Source organism: Sphingomonas turrisvirgatae, assembly GCF_001721295.1.
In the GTDB taxonomy this organism is placed as follows: Bacteria; Pseudomonadota; Alphaproteobacteria; order Sphingomonadales; family Sphingomonadaceae; genus Sphingomonas; species Sphingomonas turrisvirgatae.
The window spans coordinates 1-1,733 of record NZ_MDDS01000063.1 but is presented as its reverse complement, the minus strand read 5'-3'; the positions used below and the strand labels follow the sequence as shown (position 1 = coordinate 1,733).

Sequence of the window (1,733 nt, the reverse complement as noted above, 5' to 3'; positions counted from 1 at the left end):
CGGCGAGGGGAAGGGGGTTTGCCTGCGGCGGGGGAGCGTTCGATCAAACCTTCTCCATAGGGAGAAGGATAGCGCAGCTTGGCGCTTCAGTGCCTGGCGAAGCTTGGATGAGGGGATTGGCGCCATCGAGGGGGTGATCCCCTCACCCAGCTCCGACTAGGGCCGCGCTGAAGAAGCGCGGCCAAGTCTACGCAACCCTCTCCCGATGGGAGCGGGACTTGGCGTTCGCAACGGGTATCGGCAGGCGGCCGGTGCGACCGCTGGCCGACGTTACTGCTTCTTGCGCTGCTTTTTCACCGGGGCGCGGCGGCCGGCTTCGCGGCCCAGCGTCGCCTATTCGATCGGGCCGGGATCAGCTGGCGTTTGCGAGAGCCGTCAGCGCTTCGTTCTGCATTCGCCAGCGCTCCCAGCCATCGACATGGGCGGCGCCGATGCTGCGGTAGAAGCCCTTGCCGAGATCGTTCCAGTCGAGGACGTTCCATTCGAGCCGTGCGCCGCCGCGTTCGATGACGAGCGCGGCGAGGCGGGCGAGCAGCGCGCGCCCGAGCCCGCTGCCACGCGCATCTGGCTCGACGAACAGATCCTCGAGCCAGATGCCGGGCCTGCCCTCGAAGGGCGAGAAGGTCTGGAAGCAGAGCGCGAAGCCGCTCGGCACGCCGTCGATTTCGCCGATCAGGACCTCGGCGGCGGGGCGGGGGCCGAACAGGTGCGCGCGCATGACGTCGGGGTCGAAGCAAACTTCGTGGGCGAGCTTTTCATAGTCGGCGAGCTTGCGGATGAAGTCAGCGACGAGGTCGAAATCGGCTTCGGTAGCGTGGCGGATGGTCATCATGGCAGTTGAGCCTCGGTATCGGCGGCGGGGGCGTGATCGCGACGGCGGGCGGCGAGGATGCAGCCACCGACGATCAGCGCTGCGCCGGCCAGCGTGAAGAAGGAGACCCGCTCCGCGAACACGACCCAGCCCCACAGCGTCGCCCAGAGGAAGCCTGTATATTCGGTCGGCGCGAGATAGCTCGCCTCTGCGCGGCGATAGGCCCAACTGAGCAGGAAGAGCGACGCGGTGGCGAGCAACGCGGCGAGAAGGATGGCGGGTGCATGATCGAGCGGGAGCGCGGTCAGGAAGACCGGTGCGAAGCCGAGATAGATCAGCGCGACGATCGCGGACTGGAAGAACGCCACCTCGGTCGCGCTGGCGAGGAGCGATTGCTGGCGCATCAGGATGATGTTCCAGGCATAGCAGACTGCCGAGGCGAGGATGGCGAGCGCGCCGAGGAACGCGTCGTGGCCGAGCCGCGCCTGTGACTGGCCGTAGAGGATGACGAGGACGCCGGCAAAGGCCATGGCGGTGGCGATGATGGTGGCGCGGGTGATCGCTTCCTTGAGGATCGCGGCTGCGAGGAACAGCGCGATGATGGGCGCGATGAACGAGAGCGCGATCGCCTGTGCCATCGGCACGCGGCCGAGGCCCCAGAAGAAGAGGAACGCCATCGCGGCGGAGACGATGCCGCGCACGATGTGGATGCGCAGGACGGTTGGGGCGGGCCAGCGCGGCTTGCTGGCGGCATAGGGAATCGCGCTGATTGCGACGCCCGCCAGCATGCGCCACATGAGCGCGCTGTAGGCGCCGAGCGCGATCACCAGCCCCTTCATTACCGCATCCATCGACGAGAAGATGGCGATGCCGAGCGAGGCTACGGCAAAGGCGGTGAGGGGGGCGGTCAGGGGTTATACAA

The 1,733-nt window shown here is 67.2% G+C and carries 2 protein-coding genes; both read right to left on the bottom strand.

Features of this window, described 5'->3' with window-relative positions; genetic code table 11:
- Positions 1–352: 352 nt before the first annotated feature.
- Positions 353–829 carry a GNAT family N-acetyltransferase gene (locus BFL28_RS16720; RefSeq protein WP_069321666.1) on the bottom strand — a complete coding sequence of 159 codons (477 nt, stop codon included), beginning with the start codon at positions 827–829 and terminating at the stop codon, positions 353–355.
- Positions 829–1,722, bottom strand: a complete 894-nt coding sequence (locus BFL28_RS16715; RefSeq protein WP_069321665.1) for a DMT family transporter — start codon at positions 1,720–1,722, stop codon at positions 829–831. The genes BFL28_RS16720 and BFL28_RS16715 overlap by 1 nt, the downstream gene beginning before the upstream one ends.
- Positions 1,723–1,733 lie beyond the last annotated feature (11 nt).